Here is a 25,406-nt window from a genome sequence, read left to right as displayed (position 1 = left end):
ACATGACGCGCAGTTATGTCACCAGGAACTTCAGCCGGGCGCTCATGATGGGCGCGCTTCCCGTGGTGATCGCGGTGACGTGTGCCGACGTGGCTTCGGCCGCCCCGGTCGCGCCCGCGCCCGCCGTCTCGAGCATCGAGCGCACCACCTCCTATGCGGGCCACACCATCACGTTCGTCGATGCCAGGACGATGACGATCGACGGGCACACACTCACCGTCGACGAGCAGAACGTGGTCCGGGTCGACGGCCGCGAGGTGTCGTTTCGCAGCGTCGCGACGCCTGCCGAGGCGCTGATCTCCATCGACGCCCCGATCGACGCGCCGTTCGTCGATCCCGGCAAGGTGGGCACCGGTGCGCTGGTCGGCGCGGGTGTCGGTGCGGCCGCCGCGGGTATCCCGGCGGCCGTGGTCGGCGCGATTCCCGGCGCTGTCGTCGGCGGTGTCATCGGCGCGGCTGCCGGTTTCATGATCGGTATCGGCACCGTGGCGGCGGGCGTGCTGATCGGCGCGATCGTCGGTTGTGTCACCACCGGCTGCCTCATCGATGTGCCGATCTTCATCGCCGGTCTGGCCGCGCAGGCCGTGATCGCCGGACCGTCCATCGCCATCGGCGCGGTGGCCGGAGTCGCGATCGGTGCCGCCATCGGCGCCGGTCTGGCCGGGCTGCCCGCGGCCGGTATCGGTGGTCTGGTCGGCGCGGGTATCGGAGCGGCCGCGGTGACGCTGAACCCGCAACTCGTGCCCTGATCCATGACATCGAGAAGCCCGTCCGAAATATATTCGGACGGGCTTTTCCGGTGAATTGCCGGACACGCCATTCAGGGCGTGGACCGGTATCAGCGATTCACATATCCAACCCCAGGTCGAGCACCCGGACCGAATGGGTGAGGGCGCCGATGGCGAGGTAATCGACGCCGGTGCCCGCGTAGTCGGCAGCCTGGTCGAGGGAAAGCCCGCCCGAGGACTCGAGCTTGGTACCGGGGGCCGTGGCGTCGCGGCGCTGGACGGCGGCCTGGGTCTGCCAGAGCGGGAAGTTGTCGAGCAGGACGAGTTCCACGTTCTCGGCCAGGACCGCGTCGAGCTGTTCGAGGCTGTCGACCTCGACCTCGCACGCGATGTCGGGTGCCAGATCCCGCACCGCGCGCAGGGCGTCGACGACCGAACCCGCCGCGACGACATGGTTGTCCTTGATGAGCGCGGCATCGCCGAGGCCCATGCGGTGGTTCACTCCCCCGCCGACACGGACCGCGTACTTCTGCAGTGCGCGCAGGCCGGGCAGCGTTTTGCGGCTGTCGCGGATCTGGCACCGCGTGCCTTCTACCGCGTCCACCCAGGCCGCGGTGGCGGTGGCGATGCCGGACAGGTGGCAGACCAGGTTGAGCATCGTCCGCTCGGCGGTGAGCAGACCGCGCGTCGGCGCGACGACGTTCAGCACGCTGGTGCCAGGTTCCACCCGGGTTCCGTCGGCCACCCGGCCGGTGATCTCGTAGCTGCCTGTGCCGAGCACTTCGTCGAGCACGAGCAGACCGACATCGATGCCCGCCACGGTGCCGTGCTGTCGCGAGACCACCGACGCCTTGCTCACGGCGTCGTCGGGCACGGTCGCCATCGTGGTGACATCGGGTCCGTATCGCAGGTCCTCGTCGAGGGCGGTGCGGATCAGGGTCAGCAGTTCGTCCTGGTCCAACGCGGCATCGAGAGTCATTGCTGCACTCCTGTTCTCGGGGCGCATCTCGCGCCGGGTCGAGCGGGAGGTCGTCGCCTCACCACAATTCATCGGGTACTACAGGTTTCGCCGCGCCGCCCATGTGAGCGGCCACCGGCGAGGGGCCGTCGACGGATCGGCCTGCGCGAGACCGTCGACGACCTGCCCGCACACCGGTTGCCGTCGGAACTGCCGACGACGCTCATCGCACGCAGACCATCGCAGTGTCTGTCGGCAGAGCCGACACATCGAAACCACCCCGCGGTTCGAGGCGGACCATCGTGCTGTGCCGCTGGGCGTCCACCGCGCCCGGGTGATCCGAGCGCGTGTGACACCCCCTGCTCTCGGTGCGCGCCGCCGCTACGCGCAACAGCGCCTGAGCGGTGATGGTCAGAGCCGCGTCCTCGACATACCGAAGATGCCGCGCCCACGCGAACGCGCCGGATTCGTCTGCCTGCCGACCGGGGCCGCACCGACCGGCGTCCCCGAAATCCGCCCCGGGCTCGGACTGTGACACGGGGCCGAGCTCGGACCGTCCTCCCGCGCCGGAAATCGGCAGCCGCCCCCCGCCGGCAGCGGGCTCCGGCACCGCCACGGTCCCGATCGCCGCCTCGATGCGCTCGAGGGCGTGCGCGAGACCGTCCCCGTCGCGGACCACCGAGGCATGTTCGGTCATCGCCTGCTGCACAACCGATCGATCGGCGAATTCGGCTGTCCACGAACCGATCTCCGTGATCCGGGCGCGTACCCCGAGGCGTTCGGCGGCGGCCGCGCCCGCACGTTCACCGACGACGAGCCCCTCGAGCAGACTGTTGGACGCCAACCGGTTGGCCCCGTGCAGCCCGGTCCTGGCGACCTCGCCCGCCGCGTACAACCCGGGCACTGCGGTGCGCCCATACGTATCGGTCGACACCCCACCGCACTGGTAGTGCGCGGCGGGCGCGACCGGAATCAGCTGTTGGGCCGGGTCGATACCCGCGGCCAGACACGATGCCGTGATCGTCGGGAACCGCTGGGCGAAACCGGGGAGATGACGCGCGTCGAGGAACACGTGATCGGTACCGAGCGCCCGCATCCGCGCCGCGATCGCCCGCGAAACCACGTCACGCGGTGCGAGATCACCGCGAGGGTGCACCCCTGCGGTCACCGAATCACCGTGGGAATCGACGAGTTTCGCGCCCTCGCCGCGCACGGCCTCACTGATCAACGGCCGCCGCCCGACCCCACCCGGTGTGAAGAGCACCGTCGGATGGAACTGCACGAATTCGAGATCGGCCACCGCCGCTCCCGCCCACAGCGCCAGCGCCACCCCGTCACCGGTGGCGCCGGGCGGATTGGTGCTCGCGGCGTAGAGCTGGCCGAGCCCGCCGGTGGCCAGCAGCACCGCGGGTGTGTGCACCACGCCGAAACCGTTGTCCGACACGGCGACAACACCACACACACCCTCCGGACCGGTCACCACACGCAGCGCGGCGGCACCGAAGAGCACCGGCAGTCCGGCGGCATTGAGCGCCCGCTGCACCTCCGCGCCGGTGGCGTCACCGCCGGCGTGAATGATGCGCCGCGTGCTGTGCCCACCCTCGCGGGTCCGCGAGATCTGACCGTCACGGCCGAGGTCGAAGACCGCGCCCAGATCGGTCAGCGCCGCGATCGCCGCCTGCCCGCCCTCGACGATCGAGCGCACCGCGTCGATATCGCACAGCCCGGCACCGGCCTCGACCGTGTCGTGCACATGCGAGTCGACCGAATCACCTCGCGGCGCCACAACGGCGATGCCGCCCTGCGCATATTGGGTCGAGGTGTCGGTGGGGCCACCTTTGCTGAGGGTGAGCACCCGCAGGCCACGCAGCGAGGCGGTGCGGGCCGCGGTGAGCCCGGCGACGCCACCGCCGATCACCACCAGGTCGGCCTCGGCCTCCCACGAGACGTTCATGATCGTCTATCCGCTCGATCGCGCGGGGGAGATCACTCCCCACCGCCGGGATTGCCGATCGCGATCATCCGCTGCACCGACGCGCGACCGGCCTCGGCCATGGCCGGGTCGACGTGCACCTCGTCGGCGTTGTCCACCAGGCAGCGCAGCAGCGCGGCGGGGGTGATCATCTTCATGTACTTGCAGGAGGCGCGGTCGTTCACGGCCTGGAAGTCGATGCCGGGCGCGGCCTTGCGCAGCTGGTGCAGCATGCCGACCTCGGTCGCCACCAGCACCTGGTTCGACGTGGAGGCCTTCGCCGCGTCGATCATGCCGCCGGTCGAGAGGATGTGCACCCGGTCGGCCGGGAACGCGCCCTCACCCGCGAGGTAGAGCGCCGAGGTGGCGCAGCCGCACTCGGGGTGCACGAACAGTTCGGCGTCGGGGTGGGTGCGGGCCTGCTCGGTGAGTTCGTCGCCGTTGATGCCCGCGTGCACGTGGCATTCACCGGCCCAGATGTGCATGTTCTCGCGGCCGGTGACCCGCTTGACGTGCGCGCCCAGGAACTGGTCGGGCAGGAACAGCACCTCGGTGTCCGCGTCGATCGAGGCGACCACGTCGACGGCGTTGGACGAGGTGCAGCAGATGTCGGTGAGCGCCTTCACCTCGGCGGTGGTGTTCACGTACGACACCACCATCGCGCCCGGGTGCTCGGCCTTCCAGTCCCGCAGTTCCTCGGCGGAGATGGAGTCGGCCAGCGAGCAGCCCGCCCGCTGATCCGGGATGAGCACGGTCTTGGCCGGACTGAGAATCTTGGCGGTCTCGGCCATGAAGTGCACACCGCAGAAAACGATGGTGTCCTCCGGCGCCTCCGCCGCGATCCGCGAGAGGGCGAGCGAGTCGCCGACGTGGTCGGCCACGTCCTGGATCTCGGGCAGCTGGTAGTTGTGCGCCAGGATGGTGGCGTTGCGCTCACGCGCCAGCCGCCGCACCTCCTTGGCCCACTCCGGCGTCGCTTCGACACCCGCGTACCCGCCGGGTCCGTCGAAGACCGAACCCATCAGCGTCGGCTGCGTAGTCGTCGTCGCCATGGTGGCTCCCTTCCTCGTGCGAGCGGCATCCGCGCCACGATTCGCACCAAACCAGGTTTTCGACTTAGAATCGAAAACGTGCCCCATAGTAACACCATCCACGAATCGCTCACCGCGGTGTTCCAGGTTCGCCGCTTCGGCTCCGACGTTTCCGCAGGTAGGAACGGTAAGCACCCCGAGTTGGCGGTCTTGCTGTGGGAACGCGCACTCGATCCGCAGAAGGGCACGTGGTCGCTACCCGGCGGCAGGCTGCGCGACGACGAGGATCTCGACACCTCGGCCAGGCGCCAGCTCGCCGAGAAGGTCGACGTGCGCGAACTGGCCCACCTCGAGCAGCTGTCGGTGTTCAGCGCCCCCGACCGCGTGCCCGCCCCGCGGCGCATCGCCTCGGCGTATCTGGGCCTGGTCCCGCTGACCACGGAACCCGAACTGCCCGCCGACACCACCTGGCACCCGGTGTCGAACCTGCCGGACATGTCCTTCGACCACCGCACCGTCGTCGACCACGCCCGCACCCGCCTGGCCGCCAAACTCTCCTACACCAATATCGCCTTCGCCCTCGCCCCCGACACCTTCACCATGTCGACGCTGCGCGAAATCTACTGTGCCGCACTCGGATACGACGTGGACACCACCAACCTCCAGCGCGTCCTCACCCGCCGCAAGGTCATCACCCCCACCGGTGCGACGGCACCCTCCGGCCGCGCGGGTGGGCGCCCCGCGGCCCTCTACCGCTTCACCGACTCGGGCCTGCGCGTCACCGACGAATTCGCCGCCCTGCGCCCACCGACCTGACCTCGGCGGACACCGTCGACGGCCCGAACTTGTCGGTGGTCGCTGTCACACTGCTCGCATGGACGACAACGCGGCGGATACGAAAAAAGTCACCTCCTACGACGATCCGGATGCCCCATGGAACAAGGAGTTCTCGGCCGAGGAGATGACCGGCTGGAACGACGACGTCATCACCGAGTTCCGGGAGAACGGCGGCCAGGTGGGCGGTGACTATGCGGGCGCCACCTTGCTGTTGCTCACGACCACGGGCGCGAAAAGCGGTAAGCCCCATGTGGTTCCGCTCGGCGCGCTGTATCGGGGCGATGTGCTGTACGTGTCGTCGTTCATCGAGGACCGGTACCCGGCCTGGTACCACAACGCCAAGGCGAACCCGAGTGTGACGATCGAGCTCGGCGGGGAGAAGTTCCCGGCCAGGGCCGACGTGCTCACCGGCGAGCGGTACGACGAGTTCGCCGCCTGGGCCCTTGCCGACAACCCGCTGCTCGCCGACTACCAGTCCAAGGTGGACAAGCCGTTGCCGCTGGTGGTGCTGACCCGTGAAGCCGCGTAGCCGTCAGGATTCGTAGCGCCGATCACGGTGCTTGGTGGAGCGTCGATAGGTGCGGCCACTCGGCACCGCGGTCGCCGCGGACGAGCTGCGCAGTGCGTGGCGCTTGCGCCAGGCTGCCAGATCGGGTCGCTCGGTCGGCGCGCGCTTGTCTTCGGTCTTCATGTCCAGGTCCTCCCCCGAATTCGTCGTCCCCAGGGTAGGCAGCGGGTCCGACGGATGCCACCGATTTTCCCGGCCCGCCCGAATGAGGGTCAGGCCGTTTTCATCTGGGGCGCGGGCGGTGGAACCTCGCTGCGGGTGGCGACTCGGCCGACCGCCCAGAAGACCAGCTCCACGAACCAGAACACCACGAGTGCCGTGGTCACCACCGCGACCGGGACGGCGAGGAACAGCACCGAGGGCACGGCGATCAGGAACCAGCCGACCACATCGCCCGCCGTCGCCCCACGCAGGCGTGAACCGAATCGCACCGCGGCCCACATCATCCAGCGTCGCGGCACCGATACACCGGCTTCCCGAAGGCTGCGCCGGAACAGTCCGTCGGCATCCGCCGGTCCGACTTCACCTGTGCGGCACAGATAGTCGTGCAGGATCGCCGCGCGGGTGTAGGCGCCATAGCGGGGAATGAGCCAGACGAGCGCACGCGGCACCGAGGCGAAGTCGGTGCGAAATCCCGCGGGCACGGTGAAAGTTTCGACCGCACCTCGATAGGTGAGCGGCTGGGTGAGCCGCCAGAATTTCGCATCGATCCCCTCGACGACGGGACCACAACCGATGAATGCCACGACTGCTCCTCTCGAGCCGCGCGCAGTCTCTCTACCTGCCGATATGCCGATGGTAGCGCGGTGGGGAGGCTCAGCCGCGAGGTTGCGAACTCGGGTCGAAATCGCCGCTGGGCCGATACTGTTCGGCTCCGTAGGGCAGGCGATAGTCCTCGTCGTCGTCGAAATCGGCGGGACGCAGATCGCCGAGCAGCCCCGCCGCTCCTGACCCGAGGTCGGCGGCGGGATGCAGGGCGGCGAGGAACAGCAGCACGAGCGCGGCGAGGAACGGTTGCACGAGCAGCGCCATGTCCGTACCGATTTCGGCGGGCAGGGCGATGATCTGGCCGACGGGCGGGTCGTCGGGCCGCGGATACCGCAGGCCCGCAACCCATTCCCCCATCCACATCATGATCGCCGCACCGAGCGCCGAGGCGAACAGCAGCCCGAGCACGAGCGCGGGCCCACGCACGATGCGCACCCGCCAGGCCGCGATCGTGGTGAGCACCGCCACCGCCGCACCGATACACAGGAACATGCCGACGGCGTCGAACAGATGCATGCTCTCCCCGGTGAGCACCGCGGCCCGGCCGGGCTGGGTCACCCGCAACCGTTCGGTCGGCGCGAGCAGACCCCACACCACACCGGCGGCGGCACTCACCGCGAGAACGGCGACGATCACGGCTCCGACGCCGATCACCTCGCGGCGCAGCACCTGCGGCCGTGGCTCGCTCACCGGGTCCACTACCGGCGTTCCAGCTGGGCCGATTCGGTGACGCCGTGCCGCGAGCACTTGGCCCACCAGCCGTCGGGGCTGATCTGCACGACCATCCGGCGCCCGCACTGCTCACAGAACCGTGGTGGTTCCAGCCCGAGCGCGGCGGCCGCGGGCATCGCGTCGTCGAGCCCTGGCACGATCCGCTTGCCCGTGAACGGGTTGTAGCGTTCGTCCATGGCGGTCACCTCCTCGGTCGCCGTGTCGGCCCTGGTCGATTCCCGATCGTACACAGCGATTTACAGGGTTTCGTTGAGCGCCTTGATCGGCATCTTCAGTTCGCCGAGCAGGTCGAGGTCGGATTCGGCCGGCCGACCGAGGGTGGTCAGGTAGTTGCCGACGATCACCGCGTTGATGCCGCCGAGCATGCCCTGCTTGGCGCCGAGGTCGCCGAGGGTGATCTCGCGGCCGCCCGCGAATCGCAGGATGGTGCGCGGCAGCGCGAGCCGGAACGCGGCGATCGCGCGCAGCGCGTCGGCGGCCGGCAGCACCTCGAGGTCGCCGAAGGGGGTGCCGGGGCGGGGGTTGAGGAAGTTCAGCGGCACCTCGTCGGGCTCGAGCGAGGCGAGCTGGGCGGCGAATTCGGCGCGCTGCTCGATGGTCTCGCCCATGCCGAGGATGCCGCCGCAGCACACCTCCATGCCGGCTTCGCGGACCATGCGCAGGGTGTCCCAGCGCTCCTCGTAGGTGTGGGTGGTGACGACCTTCGGGAAGTGCGACTTGGCGGTCTCGAGGTTGTGGTTGTAGCGATGCACGCCCATGGCGGCGAGCTGGTCGACCTGCTCCTGGTTGAGCATGCCCAGCGAGCACGCCACCTGGATGTCGACCTCGTTGCGGATGGCCTCCACACCGGCGGCGACCTGTGCCATCAGCCGCTCGTCGGGCCCGCGCACGGCGGCGACGATGCAGAACTCGGTGGCGCCGGTCTTGGCGGTCTGCTTGGCGGCCTCGACGAGGCTGGGGATGTCGAGCCAGGCGGCGCGCACGGGCGACTGGAACAGGCCCGACTGCGAGCAGAAGTGGCAGTCCTCGGGGCAGCCGCCGGTCTTGAGGCTGATGATGCCCTCGACCTCGACCTCGGGCCCACACCACTTCATGCGGACCTCGTGGGCCAGCTCGAGCAGCGCTTCGAGCTGGTCGTCGCCCAGGCGCAGCACCTCGACGGTCTGTTCCTCGGTGAGGCCGACGCCGCGCTCGAGCACCTGCTCACGGGCGATGGCGAGAATGTCGGTACGGACGGGTGCCTGCGTCACGACGTGATGTCCCTTCGTCGGGGGCGTGCACGCGCCGCTGATGATCGCGGTGGCCGTGCAACTTGAACGGTGTTCAGGATAGGGTAGCGGGAAGTAGTGAGTCACGACACTCGGGTCGCGAATCGGCGGAAGGACACCTGTGCAGCTGCGGAAGACGGACGTGGTCGATGCCGCGGTGACGATTCTGGATCAGTACGGGCTGGCCGATCTGACGATGCGCAGGTTGGCCGGGTCGCTGCAGGTGCAGCCGGGGGCGCTGTACTGGCACGTCAAGGACAAGCAGTCGCTGCTCGGCGCGGTGGCCGACCGGATCCTCGCACCCATGGACGAGCCGATCGCCGCCACCGAGTGGCCCGAGCAGCTCACCGAGCTCGCGCATCGGCTGCGCGACTGCCTGCTCGCCTACCGTGACGGCGCCGAACTGGTCTCGGCGACCTACGCGTCGCGGCTGACCACGAGCAAGGCGCGAGAACGGCTGGCGGGCATCGTGATCCGGGCAGGCATGACGAGGGAGGAAGCCGAACTCACGGCCTACACCCTGCTCTACTACGTACTCGGCCAGACCGTCGACGAACAGTCACGCATGCAGATGGACTCGGTCGGCGCCCTGCCCGCCGACAACACTCCCCTGTTCGAGACACCGGACGCCACCGCACGATTCGATTTCGGCCTGCAGTTGTTCATCGCCGGGGTGCGCACCATCCTCGGTTCCCGGGTGCGCTGATTCCTCACCGGCGGTCGCGGACCGCCTGCTGATAGCGGAACAGGAACGGCAGCACCTGCGACTCGATCGCGGCGTTGTATTCGCGCGGTCGCTGTATCGGGTTCGCGTGACCGGTTCCGGCCGCCCGCACCACCAGCAGGTTGCCGTCGACCCCGCCCGCGTGCTCGGCCAGCACCCGGTGCGAGTACTCGACATCGACGACGTCGTCGCGCGCGGCGTCGCCGGGGCGGATGAACACGATGGCCGGGCTTTCACGATCGGGGTTCGGCCGGGCGAGTGTCCGCAGATCGGCGGCGCCACCGCCCGCGACGATGGCCAGGAACTGCGATTCGATCAGGCCGTTGCTCGCCGCGTTCTCGGAGAAGATCTTGTCGCGCAACACTTCTTCGGCCACCTCGCGCAGTTCACCGAAGTCGATTCCGGGCAGCGGGGCACCGGGGACGGTGAAACGATCACGCCGGGCGGCCATTTCGACAGTGAAGCGCAGCAGCCTGCTCTCCCGCGCGCCCGGCAGCCAGCCGGTCCAGCGCAGCAGTTCGGCTCCGCGACTGCGGCTTTCGGGGCGAACAGCGTGGAGGTCGATCGGCGTGCAGTCGAGAACCACGCCCACCAATCGTCGGTCACTGCCCAGGTGGATGTGGCGGGCCACCTCGAGCGCGACCACTCCGCCCATGCTGTGCCCCACGAGCACGATATTGCGCACGGCGCCGTAGCGGGCGGCACGCACGATCATGTCGGCGATGACCTTGGTGTCGATACCGGCGTCGTCGTAACGCACCGCCCACACCACACCGAGCCGGTTCAGCACGGGCAGCGCCGACGCGGTCGGGACGGCGTTCACCCCGCCGAGACCGACCAGATCGACCACCGCGGTATCCCAATCCCGGGAGTCGGCGGGCAACGACACCGGCAGCAGATCGGGTGCGGTCTGTTCGAGCCGAGCCCGCTCGGGCATCACGTCGTACTTCCAGTACTGGGCGAACACGATGAGCCCGACGAGTACCACCCCGACCGCTCGCATCGCCATCATCCGGGCGCGCCCCCAGCGCCGGAGTCCTATCCGGGTTTCCCGCAGCCGTGCCCGCCGTCGCGCGTCGTCGTAGTCCGCGACGGTGGACGGATGCCGCTCGAACGTCGACATATTTCCACTGTAGGGGCGTCCGCCACGGCCCGGCCCGATGATCGTCAGCCGCCGAAGCCGTCGTACCGCTGTGCGTAACCCGTCGGCGGCTCCCCGAAAACGGTGCGGAAATCCCGGCTGAGGTGGGCTTGGTCGGCGTAGCCGAGGTCGGCGGCCGGCCTCGCCCAGTCGACTTCGTCCCCGGTCGCGAGGCGCTCGGTGATCTCCCGCAGCCGATATCGCCGAATCACCCATTTCGGACCGATTCCGACGTACTCCGCGAACAGCCGCTGCGGCCCGCGCACCGTGGTGCCGAACCGATCCGCCACCTCGTCGACCCTGGTCACGGTGGGGCCCGCGGCGATCCCGGCCACGATTCGCGCCGCGAGATCGGCGCGGGAATCGGGCGCGGGCAGCCGGGCTCCGAGAACCGGCAGGCCGCTCCGGCATCCGTGAGACTTGTCACTCGGTCCGAAAACTGTTGTGGCGTCGATCGTCCGGTCGCGTCTATGTCGCGTTTGTTCAAGACACGGGTGGGCGGCCGGTGGTTGGCTCGCCGTATGTCCGAGAACGAACGTGTGGCCCGCGCTGCGGTGCCGTTGTCGAAGATCATCCGTACTGTCACACCGGATCAGCTGACCGCGCCGACACCGTGTACCGAGTTCGATGTGCGTGCTCTGCTCAATCACCTGTTGTTCTGGGGGCCGTCGCTGATCGGGGCGGGCCGTAAGGAAAGTGTTCCGCCGCCTGCCGCTACCGAATCCGACGTCGACCTGGTCACCGGAAGGTGGGCCCCCGCCCTCGAAACCCAGCTCGACGAACTCGCCACCATCTGGCGTGACCCCGCGGCGTGGGCGGGTGTCACCCATATGGGTGGCCCGACGGAACTGCCCGCGGCGATGATCGGCGCGATGGTCGTCGGCGAGCTGATCGTGCACGGCTGGGACCTGTCCCGAGCGCTCGACACGCCGGTGTCGTGGGACGACGACCTTCTCGCGGACGTCTACGCCGAAACCGCCGCCACCGCCGAGCAAGGACGCGGCATGGGGATCTACGGGCCCGAAGTGCCGGTCTCCCCCGATGCCCCGCTCATCGACCGCATCCTCGGTGTCACCGGTCGCGATCCCGGGTGGCAGCCACCGGTTCGATAGCCGACCGCCGTGGGCCGCGGGGTTTCCTGGTCACCGGTCGGTGCGCGAAATCGGCCCGGGAAACCACCGATACATCGCGACCGACCCGAGCCCGAGGGTGACCGCGAGTAGCCCACCGGCGGCGGCCAGCCCGGCGAAGGCGCCGACCAGCCCGACCGCGACCGGCCCGGCGAACATCCCGGCGTCGTGGGTCACGCGCCACGCGCCGAGGAATTCGGCGCGCCGGTCCGGTGGGGCGGCGAACGCCCCGACGGTCATGATGAGACCGTTGCTCAGTCCGTTCGCCAAGCCGAGCAGCATGGTGGCCGCGCCCATGGTGAGCACGGAATCGGTGAAAGGCAGTGCCGCGTAACCGGCGGCGAAACAGATGCCGCAGGCGACGCCGGTGACGCGGCTGCCCGCCCGGTCCAGCCACACCCCGGCCGGGTAGGACATGAGCACGTCGATCGCACCCGCCAGCCCGAACAGCAGACTCGTCGTCGCGGCGTCGATACCGAGGTGCACGGCCCACAGCGGCAGCAGCGCCGACCGCGACGCGCGTGCCGCGCCGACCGCGACCGCCGCGAGGCCGAGAGTGCCCAACGCCCTGTGGTTTTCGGAAACCACGGTGTGCAGCGGCCGTGACGACGGCTCGTCCGGTGCGCCCGAGCGGATCGTCAGCATCGCCGCGGCCGCCACCACGGTGGTCACCAACTGCAACCACAGTGCCCCGATCGGACCGAATCCGTGCACCAGCGCCGCACCGAGGAACGGCCCACAGAAGAACCCCAACCGGTGCGCACCGGCCAGCGTCGACATGGCCCGTCCACGCTGTTCCGGTGCGACCACCGACACCAGATAGGTCTGCCTGGCCAGCCCCCACACCGCGCCCGCCGCACCGATGAGCAGCAAACCCACCGCCAGCACACCCAGATTCGGCGCGAGGATCGCCGCGACCACGCCGACCAGACCGAGCCCGCTGCCGACACCGATCGCGGCCCGCTCCCCGATCCGCGCGACGATTCGCCCGGCGGGCAGATCCGTGAGAACCATCCCGAGCCCGCTCAACGCGACGATCAACCCGGCCGCACCCGCCGATGCACCGAGGTCGAGCGCCCGCAGCGCGTACATCGGTGCGGCGGCACCGGTCCCGATGCCGTACAACACCATCGGCGCGAAGACCGGCAGCGCAAGCGTCCGCAGCCGAACAGGAGAATCGTCGAGCATCACCGCCCGGCAACCGATCCATCGCTGTCAGCCGGACAACAACTTCCGTCGTTCATCCGACACTCGCCGGTTCGGGCGCGAATCGGCTCGCGGGCCGGGCGAGCCCGAAGTGGTCGCGCAATGTCGTTCCCGAGTACTCGGTGCGGAACAGGCCGCGTTCCCGCAAGATCGGCACCACCGTCGAGGTGAACACCTCGAGTCCGCCGGGGTACCAGGGCGGCATCACATTGAATCCGTCTGCCGCGCCGTGGGTGAACCATTCCTCTATGGTGTCAGCGATCTGCTCGGGTGTTCCGGCGATGACCCGGTGCCCGCGCGCACCGGCCAGCCGGTGCAGCAATCCGCGCAGGGTCGGTCGTTCGCGCTCGACGATTCCGGCCACCACCTGCAGCCTGCTGCGCGCGTTGTCGGTGACATCGCCCGCCCCGGCGAAGACCTCCACCGGCACCACCTCGTCGAGCGCGTACCCGCGCAGCGACGTCCCGGTGATCGATTCCAGTTGCCTCAACCCGTATTCCGGCACGGTGAGCTCGTTGAACTCGCGCTCCAGACGCCGCGCGGCGGACTCGGTGTCGGCGATGAACGGGCTGATGCCCGGCAGGATCCGCACCGCCTCGGCGTCGCGCCCGTACTCGGCGGCCTTGGCCTTGATGTCGGCGTAGAAGGCCTGCGCATCCGAAAGGCGCTGGTGTGCCGTGAAAATCGCCTCGGCGTACCGGCCGGCGAACGCACGGCCCTCGTTGGACGCACCGGCCTGCACCAGCACGGGTCGCCCCTGTGGTGTCCGGGCCGAGTTGAAAGGCCCACGCACCCGCAGGTATTCACCGACGAAATCGATCGGATGGATCTTGTCCGCGTCCGCGTAGATGCCCGCCGCCCGGTCGAGCACGATCGCGTCGTCCTCCCAGCTGTCCCACAGCGCGACCACCGCGTCGACGAATTCACGCGCCCTGGCGTACCGCTCACGATGATCGGGATGCCGTTCGAGGCCGAAATTGGCGGCCGCCACATCGGTTCCGGTGGTGACGATGTTCCAGCCCGCCCGGCCGCCCGAGATGTGGTCGAGCGAGGAGAACAACCGTGCGAGGTTGTACGGCTCGTAGTACGTGGTCGACGCCGTGGCGATGAGCCCCAGATGTGTTGTGGCGGAGGCGATGGCCGTGAGCAGTGTGATCGGTTCGAGCCCTGGTGCGGCGTTGTGGCGCACATCGGTACGCAAGGCGGGCCCGTCGGCGAAGAACACCGCGTCCAGCTTCGCCGCCTCCGCGGTGCGCCCGATCTCCTGGTAGTAGGTCACGTCGTAGATGCGGTCCGGCCGGCTGTCGGGATGCCGCCACGCGGCCTCGTGATGACCGGACGGGTAGATGAAGGCGTTCAGACTCAATTGCCGTGGTGCGTTCACGATGCCTGCTTCACTGTCTCGAGGTCGGTGGTGTCCACGCCGAGTCCGGTCAGCAGCACCTCGCGCAGCCGGATGAACTCGGGGTGGGCGTGCCTGCGCGGTCGGGCGATATCGATGCGCTGATCGATGGCGATGCGGCCCTCGTCGAGGACCAGTACCCGGTCGGCCAGCAGCAGGGCCTCGTCCACGTCATGGGTCACCAGCAACACGGCGGGCTGATGCCGTGCGCACAGCGCCTGCAACAGCGAGTGCATGCGGATCCTGGTGAGGGCGTCGAGCGCGCCGAACGGTTCGTCGGCCAGCAACAGTTCCGGCTCACGCACCAGCGATCGGGCCAGCGCCACCCGCTGCTGTTCGCCACCGGAAAGCTCACGGGGCCAAGCCTTCTCGCGTCCACCGAGGCCTACCTCGGCCAGCGCTGCCCGGCCGCGCTCGGCGGCGTCGCGGCCGGTGAGTCCGAGCACCACATTGTCGAGTACCCGTGCCCAGGGCAGCAGCCGCGAATCCTGGAACACCACAGCGCGTCGGCCGGGAACGGTGAGCTCCCCGGAACCGGGCACCTGTGCGTCGAGTTCGGCCAGGGCGCGCAACAGCGTGCTCTTACCGGACCCGCTGCGCCCCAGCAGCGCGACGAACTCGCCACGACGGATCGCAATATCTATACCCCGCAATATGACACGCTGCCCGAAGCCACGGGTGAGACCCCTGGTCCGCACCACCGCGCGGTCGTCGCGCTCGATCAGTCGCCCAGCGTCTGTCGCCATGCCAGCACCTTTCGTTCCGTTGTCCGCACGGCGAGGTCGCCGAAGAGTCCGAGAAGTCCGTAGATCACCAGGCCGACCACGATCACGTCGATCTGTCCGTAGGTGCGCGCCTGCGTCATCAGGTATCCGATGCCGCTGGTCGCGTTCACCTGTTCGACGACCACCAGCGCCAGCCACGAAATCGTCACCGCGAGCCGCAGCCCGAGAAAGAAGCCGGGCAGCGACCCGGGCAGTGCGACGCGGCGCAGGAATCCCCACCGCGACAGCCCCACCGTCTCGGCCAGCTCCACGTACCGCGCGTCCACACCGCGCAGATACGCATGGGTGTTGAGGTAGATCGGGATCAGCACGCTGGTCGTGATGACGATCAGCTTCATCTCCTCACCGATCCCGAACCACACGATGAACAGCGGGATCAGCGCCAACGTCGGAATGGCGCGTTTGATCTGCACCGGGCCGTCGACCAGCGCCTCCCCGATTCGGCTCAACCCGGCGATCAGCGCCAGCACCACCCCGATCACCACACCGAGCACCAGCCCGATCACCGCCCGTTGCAGCGAGGTGAGCAGATTGGACTGCAGTCGCCCGTCCGCGATCAACTCCCCCGCCGTCCGCGCGACCGTCCACGGTGCGGGCAATGTCTCGGGATCGAGTGCACCCGTGGCCGATCCGACGACCCACGCGCCGACGAGTAACGCCGGACCGAGCGCGAAACCGAACGGAATGGGCTTGCCGGGGCCGAGCCTTCGCTTACCGCGTCCACGCGGAGCCAATTCGGGTTCGCCGGTCCGGTGTGCCCGTACGCGCCGCAACACACCGGCTTCGAGGGTCGCCATCAGCTCACCGCCCCGGCGAAGGCCGCGCCGCTCGCGGTGACGGCCTCGGTGACCGCCGCGTCGAAACGCAGGTCGAAACCGTCGGCGGCGGTGATCTTCCTCGGCAACTCACCGGCGGCATCGATCGCGTCGATCGTGCTCTGCTGACGCGCGACCAGCCGCTGGTCCAGGTGCGGGAACGTATAGGTGCCGAGCGACTCCACGATTCGCCGCGCGTCGTCGGGGCTCACCTTCTGGTTGCGCACGTAGTACGCCTCGGCCCATTCGGCACTGTGGGTGTTGGTCCAGTGCCATGCCCGCACGAACGCGCCGACCAGGGCCCGGGTCGCGGCCGCCTTCGCCGGATCCTGCACCACGGCACGTCGCGCGTACACATAGGCGAGCCCGCTGTAGATGCCGCTCGTCTCCGAATCCGGGATCAGCGACGTGCCGGGAGTGCGCAGCAACCTGGTCACATTCGGTTCGATCAGCGGCGCCACCTCGACCTGTCCGGTGCGCACCGCGTCGAGGAACTCCGCGAGCTGCAACCGGATCAATTGCACGTCACCGGTTTTCAGACCCGCCTTGCTCAGCGCCTTCAACACCGCCGCCTGCTGGGCGGTGCCCTCGGCGTAGGCGATCTTGCGCCCCTTCAACTCCGTGAGCTTCGTGATCGACAAGCCCGGGGCGACAGCGAGTTTCAGCGCCTGCGGATTGGTCTGGTACGAGCCGACGATCGGCACGTCCTGTCCCGCCGCGAGTGCGTGGATCGGCGGTACGTCACCGACCTGGCCCACATCGGCCGCGCCGGCCCGGAAGGCCTCCAGGATCGCGGGCCCGCCGACGAAATTCGCGAACTCGATCTTGAACGGCAGCTTGTCCAGCTCACCCGAGAGCCGGAGCGCGTGCTGTAACCGCTCCTGCTGGTCGGCGACCACGAGGGTGGTGCCCGGCGGAACATCGGTCGGCAGCGGTGCGTCGGGGGTGCCGAGTGGTTTGTCGTCGCCGCCCGCGCACCCGGTCAGGCCGAGAGTCGCAGCGGTGGCCACCGCGAGGAAGGCGGCGGTGACGCGGCCACGCAGGCCGTGCGCAGAGGTGTTCGGTCGGTACATACCCGGATTCAAGCAACCGGACAAACCGGCGAACACCCTTTGCCTTACCGTGAGCCGAACCCGGCGCTGTGCCGGCACCCGGTGCCACGCTACAGTCGGTGGGTCATCCCCGGTGGGTGCGGGAATCCGGTGCAATTCCGGGACGGTCGCGCCACTGTGATCGCCTCACGGCGAAAGTCAGACCTCCCTCGCCGGGCACCCTCTGAAAGGGCCGCGCCTTGCCTCTGGAGAAGCCGCGATGATCCGTGCACGGATCTCGCTCGCACTACCCGTGCTCGCGGTGTTGCTGCTGGTCGCCATGATCGCCGCCACCGGTTTCGGCGCGGAGACCGTTCCGGTGCGCGCGGTGCTCGACACTCTCGGCGCCCGGCTCACCGGAACTACCCCCACCGACCCCGGCATCGACACCATCGTCTGGCAGCTGCGCGTCCCGCGCACCATCCTCGCCGCCGTGGTCGGTGCCGGTCTCGCGGTGGCGGGCGCCGCGATGCAGACCCTGGTCCGCAACCCGCTCGCCGACCCCTACCTGCTCGGTGTCTCCTCCGGCGCGGCCGTCGGCGCGGCGGCCGTCATCACCTCCGGCCTGTTCGCGGGGGCGGGCATATGGGCGTTGTCCGGTGGTGCGTTGGCCGGCGCTTTCGGTGCGGCGACCCTCGTATTCCTCATCGCCCTGGCGCAGGGCGGACTCACCCCGTTGCGGCTGGTGCTCACCGGTACCGTGCTCGGCTCGGCCTTCGCCGCGTGCAGCAGCTACCTGGTGTTCCGCAGCACCGATCCCGCCGCCGCCGAATCGGTGCTGTTCTGGCTGCTCGGCAGCCTCGCGGGCGCGGACTGGTCGACCCTTGCCCTCCCGCTGATCGTCGTCGCGCTCTGTGCCACGATCCTGGTCGCGATCGCGGGTTGGCTCGACGCCCTCACCCTGGGCGCCGACACCGCCTCCTCCCTCGGCGTACCGGTGACCGGCCTGCGGATCGGGTTGTTCGTGCTGCTCGCGGTGCTCGTCGGTGTGCTGGTGGCGGTGTCGGGTGGGATCGGTTTCGTCGGCCTGGTCGTCCCGCATGCCGCGCGCATGATCGTCGGCCCACGACATCGTGATCTGCTGCCCGCCTGCGCGCTGTGCGGGGCACTGTTCCTGGTGGTCGCCGATGCCGCCACCCGGGTGCTGGTGCGCCCCACCGAGATTCCGGTCGGTGTCCTCACCGGCCTCATCGGCGCCCCCACCTTCCTGCTGCTGATGGGCAGGCGCCGCTACCGATTCGGCACCTCATGAACGACGAACATCCGCTGAGCCCGCAGACCCACCGACCCGACACGCATTCGCCCGACGAGCCGCAGGCATTCGGACCGAACCCGCGCTCCGGCGCCGAACCGCACACATCCAGACCGGAAACGCCTGCCACCGAGCCACTTCCCCTCGCAGCTGGCCGCATCCGTGTGCACGACCTCTCTTGCGCGATCGGTCGACGCATCGTTGTCGAAGGTGTCGACTTCTCGATCGAGCCGGGCGAAACCATCGGGATCGTCGGGCCCAACGGCAGCGGCAAGACCACCCTGCTGCGCACCTTGTCCGGCGTGCACAGGCCGCGTTCGGGCCGGGTACTCGTCGACGACGAGGTCCTGCACGAGCTGCGCCCCCGCCGCCGCGCCGCGACCGTCGCCCTGGTGGCGCAGGACGAGATCCCACCCGACGACATGCTGGTCGGCGAGGTCGTCGCGCTCGGCCTCACGCCGTATCTCCCGCCGTGGGGTCTCGGCGCACCGCGCGAACAGCAGCGCGTGACACAGGCTTTGGCCTCGGTCGACCTGCACGGCTTCGCCGAGCGACCCGTGCGACAACTCTCCGGCGGCGAACGTCAACGCGTCCTGCTCGCCCGGGCACTCGTCCAGAACACCCCGGTCCTGCTCCTCGACGAGCCGACCAACCACCTCGATGTCACCCACCAGCTCGAACTGCTCACCCTGGTCCGCGGTCTGCGCCGCACGGTGGTCGCCGCCCTGCACGACCTGTCGCTGGCGGACCGCTATTGCGATCGGATCATCGTGCTGCACAAGGGTTCTGCCCGCCCACCCGTGCCACCGGCCGACGCGCTCTCCCCCGCCGTCGTCGCCGAGGTCTTCGGTGTCGACGCCAACCGCGTCCGGCATCCGGTCACCGGCGAGGACCACCTGTTGATCACCCCGCGAGAGGCACGACGATGAACAAGCACCCCGGCCGGATCCTGGCCACCACCGCACTCGCCGCCGTACTCGCGGCCTGCACCGGCACCGCCGCCGAATCCACCACCACGGTGACGGTTCGCAATTGCGGTGTGGAGACCGGTTTCCCGGCACCAGCACAGCGCATGTTCGTCAACGACGGCAATCTCATCTCGATGGTGCTGGCACTGGGTGCCCAGGATCAGGTCGCGGCGGTCTCCAGTGTCAAACGCGACGCGGCCACCCTGCGCGCCCACTACGGCGCCGAGATCGTCGACGGCCTCAATGACGTCGCCCCCGAATATCCTTCGCGCGAAACGGTTCTCGCCCAACGACCCGACGTGATGGTCGCCGGCTGGAGCTACGGCTACGACGAGGCGAGCAACCTCACCCCCGCCTCCTTGCGCAAAGACGGCATCGCCGCCTACGTACTCACCGAGAGCTGCCGCCAGGCCGACGGGGGTGCCGCGCGCGGCACCGTGGAACCGTGGACGGCGCTGCGCACCGATCTCACCGATCTGGGTGTCATCACCGGCCGCACCGCCCGCGCAGGCGAGGTCACCGCCGATCTCGACACCAGGCTGGCGGCCCTTGCGGCCGCTCCGAAACCGGCGAAGGCCCCCACCGTCTTCCTCTTCGACAGCGGCACCGACACCATCTATTCGAGCGGGAAATTCGGTGCGCCCCAGGCGATTCTGGAGGCGGCGGGCGCCCGCAACATCCTCGACGACGTCGCCGACACCTGGACCAAGGTCTCCTGGGAGCGCCTGGCAGCCGCCGACCCCGACGCCGTCATGTTCGTCGACTACCCCGGCCAGACCTACGCACAGAAGGTCGACATACTGCGCGGCAAACCCGGCATCAACAACCTGCGGGCGGTGCGGGAGAGCCGCTTTTTCAATCTGCCTTACGCCCTGTGGACGAGCGGACCGCTCAATATCGACGCCGCCGAGCAGATCCGCAAGCAATTGGAGGCCTGGAACCTGGTGCCCGCCTCGACCGTGGTCCCGCGCGCCGACGACGCGGTGCGCTGACCGGTCAGCGCCGGGTGAGCAGCACCAGCGGGATCTCGCGGGTGGTCTTGGTCTGGTAGTCGCCGTATCCCTTGTACGTCGCGACGACCTGCGGCCACAGGTCCGCCCGTTCGGCTTCCGTCGCGACGCGGGCGATCATCGGCTCGCGCGGACCGTTCTGCACGGCGACCTCGACCTCGGGGTTGTCGCGCAGGTTCAGGAACCAGGCGGGATGGGTGGGATCGCCGCCGCGCGAGGCGACGACGACGATCCGGTCCTCCTCCAGGATCGGAGCCGTGAGCATCACCGAACGCGGCTGACCCGACTTGCGTCCGATCGTGGTGAGTTCGAGCGACGGCATCCCCATCACGGTCTTGCCGATCCGCCCACCGGTGACAGCGAGCAGGGCACGGTGAACGCCGTTCATGATCTTCAGCTGCAGGTCACTTGGCATATCGGCAAATCTACTCGGTGCTCGCACCCAGGTCAGGCGTTTTGCGCGCGGGCCAGGGTCTGCAACGGATCGGTGAGCAGCTCGGCGAAGGCCAGTTCGGCGGCGCCGACGAGCGGGGCGTCGTCGGCGAGGGCGGAGGTGCGCAACCGGACCCGCTCGCGGACCGCCAGCAACCCGTCGACCGCCAGCCTGCTGCGCACCTGCGCCGCGGCAGCCAGGTAGATCTCGCGCAGGACCCCACCGAACACCACCATGGTCGGGTTGAACACGTTGACCAGGTTGGCTACGCCGTACCCGAGCCAGTCCCCCACCTGGTGCAGCGCGTCGCGGGCGTCGGCGTCGCCGCGCGCGGCCGCGTCGACGATCGCCGCCACCGCCGCCCGGCCGGTCAGGTCGCTGCGACCGGCCGCCGCGATCAGGGCGAGCTCACCGGCCTCGGCTTCCAGACAGCCTCGCGAGCCGCAGCGGCAGGCCCGGCCGCCGGGATTCACGATCATGTGCCCGACCTCGCCGCCGTACCCGCCTTCGCCACCGAGCAGTTCCCCACCCATGATGACGCCGCCACCGATCCCGACCTCACCGTGCAGGTAGATCAGGTCGCGGACCCCCGCCCCGACACCGCGCTCCCGCTCGGCGATCGCCCCGAGGTTCGCGTTGTTGCCCACCGCGACAGGCACACCGAGCCTTTCGGACAGCAACGCCCCGACCGGCACATCGACCCACCCGATATTGGGCCCGTACCGCACCACCCCGTCGCGCTCGCGCACCATCCCGCAGAACGCGAGCCCCACACCGGCGCACACCGCACCCTCATGCGCGGCGTCCATCATCGACTCCGTCATCCGCGCCAGTTCGGCGATCACCTCGTCCGGATCGAAAGTGCCCGTGTCACGCGGCATTTCGCACCGGTCCATGATCGCGCCACCCAAACCGACGCGCGCCACCGCGAGCCGGTCGGCACCCACGTCCAGCGCGAGGACATAGACCCGGTCGGATTCGGGGCGCACCACCAGCGACGGCCGCCCCGCTTTGCCCGTCTGTCCCGGCAATTCCTCCCGCACCAACCCCGCGGCGGCGAGGTCGGTGGTCAAGGCGAGGATCGTGCTGCGGTTCAAGCCCATTCGCTCGGCGAGCTCCGCCCGCGACAACGGTCCGCTCACGTGGACGTGGCGCAGCAGCACCGCGAGATTCCGGCGGCGGATCTCGTCCGGGGAGGGTGCTGCTTTCATCCGGCCCTCCCTTCCCCGTCGTCGGTCAACTTCCTGGCAGCGAACGCTTGCGCGACAGCGCGTCCACCCCCGCCGCGAGCAGCAGAACAAATCCTGTCACAACGAATTTCGTGCCCGCGCTGTAGCCCATCAGGCCCATCCCGTTGTTGATGACCGCGACCACGGCGGCACCGAGTACCGCGTCGAGCATCCGGCCGCGACCACCGAACAGGCTGGTGCCGCCGATCACCGCCGCACCGACCGCCGTCAGCAGCACATCGGACCCACCGGTGTTCGGATCGACCGAGTTGGCTCGCGACGCGGCGATCAAACCGCCGACCGCGGCCATCGTCGAACAGAGCACGAAGGCGCTGATCTTGATCCGGTCCACTGGGATGCCCGCGCGCCGAGCCGCTTCCACATTGCCGCCCACCGCGTAGATGTGGCGCCCGAACGAGGTGCGGTTGAGCACGAACGTCCACAGCAGCAGCAACGCCACGATGATCGGTACCACGATCGGCATGCCCTGCAACGAGTTGACTTCTGGGTTGCGGCTGCGTTCGTCGTTGAGGATCGCCACCGCGACACCGGCGACCACAGCCACCGCCGCGATCCGCAGCGTCACCACCGCGGCACTCTCGCCGGTGAGCCCGAGCTGAGTACGCGCGCGCAACTTCCGGTACTGCACGAACCCGAATCCGGCTAGCAGCACCGCGTACATCGCCCAGCCGAGCAGCGGCGGCACGTTCTTGTTCGCGATGGCGAGGATGGTCTCGTCGTGGATGGAGATATTGCGCCCGTTGTCCATGATCTTGAGCGCCACGCCCTGCAGCGCCAAGAACGCCGCGAGGGTCACCACGAACGAGGGCACTCCGATCTTCACCACGATCGCCCCGATGGCCGAACCGATCACCACACCAGTGAGCAGCGCGACGAGCACCGCCGAATACCACGGCCAGCCTTTGTCGGTGAGCAGCACCGCGAGCACCGCCGCGCACACACCACTGGTGAACCCGGCCGACAGGTCGATCTCACCGAGCAACAGTACGAAGATCAACCCCATGGCGATCACCGCGATGGCGGCGCCCTGGGTGAACAGATTCGCGATATTGCCCTGCGTCATGAACACCGGCCGGGCGATCCAGAACACCACCGACAGCACCACAAGCGCGATCACCGAGGGCAACGCCCCCATGTTCCCACTGCGCACCCGTCCGACATACGAGGTCACCAGTTCGCTGACCGGAGCCGTCGCGGCCGCACTCTTCTCTGTCACCGTCGTACTCATGCCTTCACCCCGAGACTGCCGCTGCGCCCGGAGGTGATCAGCTCGACCACCTGCGAGTGGGTCACGTCGGTCGTGCGGACCTGCGCGGCCATCCGGCCCAGATACAGCGCCGCGATCCGGTCGGAGACCGCGAACACGTCGTTCATGTTGTGCGAGATCAGCACCACCGCAAGGCCTTTGTCGGCCAGCCGGCGCACCAGTTCCAGCACCTGCTGGGTCTGGGCGACGCCGAGTGCGGCGGTCGGTTCGTCCAGAATCACCACCTTGCTGTTCCACAGCACCGCTTTGGCGATGGCCACGGTCTGACGCTGACCACCCGACAGGCTCGCCACCTTCTGCCGCACCGACTTGACGGTCCGCACCGACAGCCCGGCCAGGGTTCGCCCGGCGAGTTCCTCCATGCCGTATTCGTCGAGCACGATCCCGTGCTTGCGTTCACGGCCGAGAAACATGTTCTGCACGATGTCGAGGTTGTCGCAGAGCGCAAGGTCCTGATACACGATCTCGATGCCGAGCTCGGCGGCGTCGCGTGGGTTGCCGATCTGCACCGGTTCGCCCTCGAACAGGATCTCGCCCGCATCGATCGGATGGGTGCCGCCGATGCATTTGACCAGGGTCGATTTGCCGGCGCCGTTGTCGCCGACCAGCGCGGTCACTTCGCCGGGATAAACCGCGAAATCAACCGTGTGCAAGACGTGGACGGGGCCGAAGCTCTTGTCGATACCCCGTAATTCGATGACCGGGGTGTCCATCAGCGCACGCCGTTGTCGGCACAGAGCTTGGCGAATTCACCCGCGCACAGCTCGGTCTTGTCGACGAATCCGTCGGCGACCACATCGTTGACGTTGTTCTTGAAGATCGCCTTCGGCTCCAGCAGCACCGCAGGCACCTTCGTCTTCGCCTCGGGGTCGTCGACGGTGCTGTTCGCCTCGCCCTTCTCCCCCTTGGCCAGCGCGATCGCGAGTTTCGCGCCCGCGGCGGCCTCGAGCTTGATCGCCTTGTAGACGGTCATGCACTGATCGCCGGCGAGCACGTTCTGCAGTCCCTGCACGGTCGCGTCCTGGCCCGTCACCGGCACCTGACCGTTGAGCTTCTGCTTCTTCAGCACCGCGATGGCGGCATTGGCCAGCCCGTCGTTCGCCGCCACGACGCCGCCGAGGTTCGGGGTGCCGGTGAGCATCTGCTCGAAAATGGTGCCTGCCTTGGTGTTGTCCCACTCCGGCACGGCCTGGTCCGGGCCCTTCACCAGTTCGCCCGCGGCGAACTTCGGCGCCAAGGCACCGTCGTAGCCGTTCTTGAACAGGGTCGCGTTGTTGTCGGTCGGACCACCGTTGAGATACGCGACGACCGGCTTCACAGCCTGCTTGTCGGTCAGACACTTGGCCAGACCATTACCCATCAGCTCGCCGACCTTCACGTTGTCGAACGAGACGTAGTAGGGCGCACCGCCGCCCAGCGTGAGCCGGTCGTAGTCGATGACCGTGACACCTTGGGCCTTCGCTTTCTGGATCACGGCCTTGCCGGTGCCGCTGTCGAGGTTGGTGATCATCAGGACCGAGGCGCCGTTGGTGATCATCTGGTCGGCGATGGTCTGGAAGGCGTTCTTATCGCCCTGCGCGTTCTGGATATCGGCCTTGATCCCGGCCTCGTCGAACGCCTGCTGCAGGTACTTGCGGTCCGCCGTCTCCCACCGCGCCGAGGTCTTGCTGTCGGGCAGGATCACGCCGATCTTGGCGCCACTGCCGGAGCCGGAGCTGCTGTCGTCACCACCGCAGGCGGTGACGGAGGTGAGAAGTGCGATCGAGACGGCCGCGATGCCGAAGATCCCCTGACGCATGAGGGTGGGCCTTTCGTGGAACCACCGCCCGCTGGGCGGACGAGCTGGATCGAATGTTGTGCTCGACAACTTATTCGAGCCCGTCCGATTGCACAGCGGATTGAGCAAAGGATTTGTTGTCGGCGATAACAATCAAGCAACGAGCGGTAGGTACGCCCAGCTCAGAGGTGGGTTCCTGGTCCAGATACGACGAAAGCCCCCTGACCGTAGTCAGAGGGCTTTCGTGAATGATTGTCCGGCGGTGTCCTACTCTCCCACACCCTGTCGAGTGC

The 25,406-nt window shown here is 68.7% G+C and carries 28 protein-coding genes and 1 riboswitch; of the genes, 8 read left to right on the top strand and 20 right to left on the bottom strand.

Annotation, left to right across the window (positions count from 1 at the left end; genetic code table 11):
* Positions 1-2 precede the first annotated feature (2 nt).
* Entirely contained in the window at positions 3-749 is a 747-nt protein-coding gene (locus AB0I35_RS26275; protein WP_357398995.1) for a hypothetical protein, read from the top strand.
* Between the two features lie 97 nt (positions 750-846).
* On the opposite strand, the gene nadC is transcribed toward AB0I35_RS26275, so the two are convergent.
* The 3 genes from nadC to nadA all read right to left on the bottom strand — a co-directional run bounded on the left by nadC (position 847) and on the right by nadA (position 4,710).
* On the bottom strand, positions 847-1,707 hold the full coding sequence (gene nadC, locus AB0I35_RS26270) for a carboxylating nicotinate-nucleotide diphosphorylase (protein ID WP_357398994.1): 861 nt from the start codon (positions 1,705-1,707) through the stop codon (positions 847-849).
* Positions 1,708-1,909: 202 nt separating this feature from the next.
* Positions 1,910-3,640, bottom strand: coding sequence for an L-aspartate oxidase (locus AB0I35_RS26265; RefSeq protein WP_357398993.1), 1,731 nt, complete (start codon positions 3,638-3,640; stop codon positions 1,910-1,912).
* A 32-nt stretch (positions 3,641-3,672) separates the two neighbouring features.
* Positions 3,673-4,710, bottom strand: coding sequence for a quinolinate synthase NadA (nadA, locus tag AB0I35_RS26260; RefSeq protein WP_357398992.1), 1,038 nt, complete (start codon positions 4,708-4,710; stop codon positions 3,673-3,675).
* Between the two features lie 78 nt (positions 4,711-4,788).
* Between nadA and AB0I35_RS26255 the strand changes: the two genes are divergently transcribed.
* Together AB0I35_RS26255 and AB0I35_RS26250 are read left to right on the top strand one after the other, a co-directional pair.
* A complete protein-coding gene (locus AB0I35_RS26255) occupies positions 4,789-5,505 on the top strand; it encodes an NUDIX domain-containing protein (protein ID WP_067498728.1) in 717 nt (238 codons plus the stop codon).
* A 58-nt stretch (positions 5,506-5,563) separates the two neighbouring features.
* A complete protein-coding gene (locus AB0I35_RS26250) occupies positions 5,564-6,055 on the top strand; it encodes a nitroreductase/quinone reductase family protein (protein WP_357398991.1) in 492 nt (163 codons plus the stop codon).
* A 3-nt stretch (positions 6,056-6,058) separates the two neighbouring features.
* On the opposite strand, the gene AB0I35_RS26245 is transcribed toward AB0I35_RS26250, so the two are convergent.
* The 5 genes from AB0I35_RS26245 to bioB all read right to left on the bottom strand — a co-directional run bounded on the left by AB0I35_RS26245 (position 6,059) and on the right by bioB (position 8,844).
* Positions 6,059-6,217: a hypothetical protein gene (locus tag AB0I35_RS26245; protein ID WP_357398990.1), complete on the bottom strand. Its 159-nt coding sequence runs from the start codon at positions 6,215-6,217 to the stop codon at positions 6,059-6,061.
* A gap of 89 nt (positions 6,218-6,306) precedes the next feature.
* On the bottom strand, positions 6,307-6,840 hold the full coding sequence (locus tag AB0I35_RS26240) for a DUF1353 domain-containing protein (RefSeq protein ID WP_357398989.1): 534 nt from the start codon (positions 6,838-6,840) through the stop codon (positions 6,307-6,309).
* Between the two features lie 70 nt (positions 6,841-6,910).
* A complete protein-coding gene (locus AB0I35_RS26235) occupies positions 6,911-7,552 on the bottom strand; it encodes a DUF2567 domain-containing protein (RefSeq protein ID WP_225282470.1) in 642 nt (213 codons plus the stop codon).
* A gap of 8 nt (positions 7,553-7,560) precedes the next feature.
* Positions 7,561-7,770, bottom strand: a complete 210-nt coding sequence (locus tag AB0I35_RS26230; RefSeq protein ID WP_067498764.1) for a hypothetical protein — start codon at positions 7,768-7,770, stop codon at positions 7,561-7,563.
* Positions 7,771-7,830: 60 nt separating this feature from the next.
* Positions 7,831-8,844 carry a biotin synthase BioB gene (gene bioB, locus AB0I35_RS26225; RefSeq protein ID WP_067498720.1) on the bottom strand — a complete coding sequence of 338 codons (1,014 nt, stop codon included), beginning with the start codon at positions 8,842-8,844 and terminating at the stop codon, positions 7,831-7,833.
* A 139-nt stretch (positions 8,845-8,983) separates the two neighbouring features.
* Here bioB and AB0I35_RS26220 point away from each other — a divergent pair, with 139 nt between their 5' ends.
* Positions 8,984-9,568, top strand: coding sequence for a TetR/AcrR family transcriptional regulator C-terminal domain-containing protein (locus tag AB0I35_RS26220; protein ID WP_067498719.1), 585 nt, complete (start codon positions 8,984-8,986; stop codon positions 9,566-9,568).
* A 4-nt stretch (positions 9,569-9,572) separates the two neighbouring features.
* Here AB0I35_RS26220 and AB0I35_RS26215 read toward each other — a convergent pair whose 3' ends face one another.
* Together AB0I35_RS26215 and AB0I35_RS26210 are read right to left on the bottom strand one after the other, a co-directional pair.
* Positions 9,573-10,709, bottom strand: coding sequence for an alpha/beta hydrolase (locus AB0I35_RS26215; protein WP_357398987.1), 1,137 nt, complete (start codon positions 10,707-10,709; stop codon positions 9,573-9,575).
* 44 nt (positions 10,710-10,753) lie between these two features.
* Entirely contained in the window at positions 10,754-11,062 is a 309-nt protein-coding gene (locus AB0I35_RS26210; RefSeq protein ID WP_357398986.1) for a helix-turn-helix domain-containing protein, read from the bottom strand.
* Between the two features lie 186 nt (positions 11,063-11,248).
* Between AB0I35_RS26210 and AB0I35_RS26205 the strand changes: the two genes are divergently transcribed.
* Entirely contained in the window at positions 11,249-11,839 is a 591-nt protein-coding gene (locus AB0I35_RS26205; RefSeq protein WP_357398985.1) for a TIGR03086 family metal-binding protein, read from the top strand.
* Positions 11,840-11,869: 30 nt separating this feature from the next.
* Here the strand turns inward: AB0I35_RS26205 and AB0I35_RS26200 are convergent, their stop codons facing one another.
* From AB0I35_RS26200 to AB0I35_RS26180, 5 genes are read right to left on the bottom strand one after another with little or no spacing between them, the layout of a single operon-like run.
* The gene (locus AB0I35_RS26200; RefSeq protein WP_357398984.1) at positions 11,870-13,045 is read right to left on the bottom strand and encodes an MFS transporter; all 1,176 of its coding nucleotides are present in this window, start codon (positions 13,043-13,045) and stop codon (positions 11,870-11,872) included.
* A 52-nt stretch (positions 13,046-13,097) separates the two neighbouring features.
* Complete coding sequence (locus AB0I35_RS26195) at positions 13,098-14,450, bottom strand: LLM class flavin-dependent oxidoreductase (protein ID WP_357399096.1); 1,353 nt, start codon at positions 14,448-14,450, stop codon at positions 13,098-13,100.
* Complete coding sequence (locus tag AB0I35_RS26190) at positions 14,444-15,211, bottom strand: ABC transporter ATP-binding protein (RefSeq protein ID WP_357398983.1); 768 nt, start codon at positions 15,209-15,211, stop codon at positions 14,444-14,446. The genes AB0I35_RS26195 and AB0I35_RS26190 overlap by 7 nt, the downstream gene beginning before the upstream one ends.
* Positions 15,187-16,047 (bottom strand): ABC transporter permease, encoded by an 861-nt coding sequence (locus tag AB0I35_RS26185; RefSeq protein WP_357398982.1) that lies wholly within the window; start codon positions 16,045-16,047, stop codon positions 15,187-15,189. The genes AB0I35_RS26190 and AB0I35_RS26185 overlap by 25 nt, the downstream gene beginning before the upstream one ends.
* Positions 16,047-17,138: an ABC transporter substrate-binding protein gene (locus AB0I35_RS26180; protein WP_357398981.1), complete on the bottom strand. Its 1,092-nt coding sequence runs from the start codon at positions 17,136-17,138 to the stop codon at positions 16,047-16,049. The genes AB0I35_RS26185 and AB0I35_RS26180 overlap by 1 nt, the downstream gene beginning before the upstream one ends.
* An 82-nt stretch (positions 17,139-17,220) precedes the next feature.
* Positions 17,221-17,344: riboswitch (cobalamin riboswitch) on the top strand.
* 32 nt (positions 17,345-17,376) lie between these two features.
* Between AB0I35_RS26180 and AB0I35_RS26175 the strand changes: the two genes are divergently transcribed.
* The 3 genes from AB0I35_RS26175 to AB0I35_RS26165 are packed head-to-tail and all read left to right on the top strand — an operon-like array spanning position 17,377 to position 20,368.
* On the top strand, positions 17,377-18,408 hold the full coding sequence (locus AB0I35_RS26175; protein WP_357398979.1) for an iron ABC transporter permease: 1,032 nt from the start codon (positions 17,377-17,379) through the stop codon (positions 18,406-18,408).
* Positions 18,405-19,337, top strand: a complete 933-nt coding sequence (locus AB0I35_RS26170; RefSeq protein WP_357398978.1) for an ABC transporter ATP-binding protein — start codon at positions 18,405-18,407, stop codon at positions 19,335-19,337. Before AB0I35_RS26175 ends, AB0I35_RS26170 begins: the two co-directional genes overlap by 4 nt.
* A complete protein-coding gene (locus AB0I35_RS26165; protein ID WP_357398975.1) occupies positions 19,334-20,368 on the top strand; it encodes an ABC transporter substrate-binding protein in 1,035 nt (344 codons plus the stop codon). The genes AB0I35_RS26170 and AB0I35_RS26165 overlap by 4 nt, the downstream gene beginning before the upstream one ends.
* Positions 20,369-20,372: 4 nt before the next feature.
* Here AB0I35_RS26165 and AB0I35_RS26160 read toward each other — a convergent pair whose 3' ends face one another.
* From AB0I35_RS26160 to AB0I35_RS26140, 5 genes are read right to left on the bottom strand one after another with little or no spacing between them, the layout of a single operon-like run.
* Positions 20,373-20,801 (bottom strand): nitroreductase family deazaflavin-dependent oxidoreductase, encoded by a 429-nt coding sequence (locus tag AB0I35_RS26160; protein ID WP_357151549.1) that lies wholly within the window; start codon positions 20,799-20,801, stop codon positions 20,373-20,375.
* A gap of 32 nt (positions 20,802-20,833) precedes the next feature.
* Positions 20,834-22,030 (bottom strand): ROK family protein, encoded by a 1,197-nt coding sequence (locus AB0I35_RS26155; RefSeq protein WP_357398974.1) that lies wholly within the window; start codon positions 22,028-22,030, stop codon positions 20,834-20,836.
* Positions 22,031-22,055: 25 nt separating this feature from the next.
* On the bottom strand, positions 22,056-23,285 hold the full coding sequence (locus AB0I35_RS26150; protein WP_357398973.1) for an ABC transporter permease: 1,230 nt from the start codon (positions 23,283-23,285) through the stop codon (positions 22,056-22,058).
* 8 nt (positions 23,286-23,293) lie between these two features.
* Positions 23,294-24,049: an ATP-binding cassette domain-containing protein gene (locus AB0I35_RS26145; protein ID WP_357398972.1), complete on the bottom strand. Its 756-nt coding sequence runs from the start codon at positions 24,047-24,049 to the stop codon at positions 23,294-23,296.
* Complete coding sequence (locus AB0I35_RS26140; protein WP_357398971.1) at positions 24,049-25,134, bottom strand: substrate-binding domain-containing protein; 1,086 nt, start codon at positions 25,132-25,134, stop codon at positions 24,049-24,051. Before AB0I35_RS26140 ends, AB0I35_RS26145 begins: the two co-directional genes overlap by 1 nt.
* Between the last annotated feature and the right edge of the window lie 272 nt (positions 25,135-25,406).

Origin of the sequence: Nocardia sp. NPDC050378 (assembly GCF_040655675.1) — a bacterium.
Taxonomy (GTDB): domain Bacteria; phylum Actinomycetota; class Actinomycetes; order Mycobacteriales; family Mycobacteriaceae; genus Nocardia; species Nocardia coubleae.
Note: the sequence above shows the minus strand (reverse complement) of the source record. Positions and strands in the feature narration are given on the sequence as shown.

Bases quoted from the DNA above. Each gene is read 5' to 3' on its own strand.
- AB0I35_RS26205 (WP_357398985.1), top strand. From the start codon at position 11,249: ATGTCCGAGAACGAACGTGTGGCCCGCGCTGCGGTGCCGTTGTCGAAG.
- AB0I35_RS26200 (WP_357398984.1), bottom strand. From the start codon at position 13,045: ATGCTCGACGATTCTCCTGTTCGGCTGCGGACGCTTGCGCTGCCGGTC.
- AB0I35_RS26140 (WP_357398971.1), bottom strand. From the start codon at position 25,134: ATGCGTCAGGGGATCTTCGGCATCGCGGCCGTCTCGATCGCACTTCTC.
- AB0I35_RS26170 (WP_357398978.1), top strand. From the start codon at position 18,405: ATGAACGACGAACATCCGCTGAGCCCGCAGACCCACCGACCCGACACG.
- AB0I35_RS26160 (WP_357151549.1), bottom strand. From the start codon at position 20,801: ATGCCAAGTGACCTGCAGCTGAAGATCATGAACGGCGTTCACCGTGCC.
- AB0I35_RS26250 (WP_357398991.1), top strand. From the start codon at position 5,564: ATGGACGACAACGCGGCGGATACGAAAAAAGTCACCTCCTACGACGAT.
- AB0I35_RS26190 (WP_357398983.1), bottom strand. From the start codon at position 15,211: ATGGCGACAGACGCTGGGCGACTGATCGAGCGCGACGACCGCGCGGTG.
- AB0I35_RS26215 (WP_357398987.1), bottom strand. From the start codon at position 10,709: ATGTCGACGTTCGAGCGGCATCCGTCCACCGTCGCGGACTACGACGAC.
- AB0I35_RS26180 (WP_357398981.1), bottom strand. From the start codon at position 17,138: ATGTACCGACCGAACACCTCTGCGCACGGCCTGCGTGGCCGCGTCACC.
- AB0I35_RS26145 (WP_357398972.1), bottom strand. From the start codon at position 24,049: ATGGACACCCCGGTCATCGAATTACGGGGTATCGACAAGAGCTTCGGC.
- nadC (WP_357398994.1), bottom strand. From the start codon at position 1,707: ATGACTCTCGATGCCGCGTTGGACCAGGACGAACTGCTGACCCTGATC.
- AB0I35_RS26275 (WP_357398995.1), top strand. From the start codon at position 3: ATGACGCGCAGTTATGTCACCAGGAACTTCAGCCGGGCGCTCATGATG.
- AB0I35_RS26155 (WP_357398974.1), bottom strand. From the start codon at position 22,030: ATGAAAGCAGCACCCTCCCCGGACGAGATCCGCCGCCGGAATCTCGCG.
- AB0I35_RS26185 (WP_357398982.1), bottom strand. From the start codon at position 16,047: ATGGCGACCCTCGAAGCCGGTGTGTTGCGGCGCGTACGGGCACACCGG.
- AB0I35_RS26245 (WP_357398990.1), bottom strand. From the start codon at position 6,217: ATGAAGACCGAAGACAAGCGCGCGCCGACCGAGCGACCCGATCTGGCA.
- AB0I35_RS26165 (WP_357398975.1), top strand. From the start codon at position 19,334: ATGAACAAGCACCCCGGCCGGATCCTGGCCACCACCGCACTCGCCGCC.
- nadA (WP_357398992.1), bottom strand. From the start codon at position 4,710: ATGGCGACGACGACTACGCAGCCGACGCTGATGGGTTCGGTCTTCGAC.
- AB0I35_RS26265 (WP_357398993.1), bottom strand. From the start codon at position 3,640: ATGAACGTCTCGTGGGAGGCCGAGGCCGACCTGGTGGTGATCGGCGGT.
- AB0I35_RS26230 (WP_067498764.1), bottom strand. From the start codon at position 7,770: ATGGACGAACGCTACAACCCGTTCACGGGCAAGCGGATCGTGCCAGGG.
- AB0I35_RS26175 (WP_357398979.1), top strand. From the start codon at position 17,377: ATGATCCGTGCACGGATCTCGCTCGCACTACCCGTGCTCGCGGTGTTG.